This window comes from Stenotrophomonas sp. SrG (genome assembly GCF_050031795.1).
Lineage (GTDB): Bacteria > Pseudomonadota > Gammaproteobacteria > Xanthomonadales > Xanthomonadaceae > Stenotrophomonas > Stenotrophomonas rhizophila_A.
Genome location: NZ_JBNBBE010001536.1, coordinates 1 through 233 on the forward strand (window position 1 = coordinate 1; position 233 = coordinate 233).

Here is a 233-nt window from a genome sequence, read left to right on the forward strand (position 1 = left end):
TTCTCCTTTGTTCGGATGAGCCAATGCTCCTTGCCGGCAGGCGTGTGAGCGTCAGGCGATGCGTTCTCGTTCGTGCGAGGCGGAAATGTTCATGGCTTCCCGATCCTTCGCCACGGTGCGGCGCGCCACCGGTATTCCCGCGGTCTTGAGCAGGTCCGCCAGCTTGGCGTCAGACAGCGGCTTGCGCGGGTTCTCGTCGTCGCTCAGGCGCCGGATCAGGGCCGGGATGGCGG

1 pseudogene is annotated in these 233 nt (G+C 65.7%); it reads right to left on the minus strand.

Going from position 1 to position 233, the window contains the following annotated elements:
- Positions 1-51: 51 nt before the first annotated feature.
- Positions 52-233 (minus strand): annotated as a pseudogene (locus ACQG3P_RS24530) (RNA polymerase factor sigma-54); the annotation flags it as partial.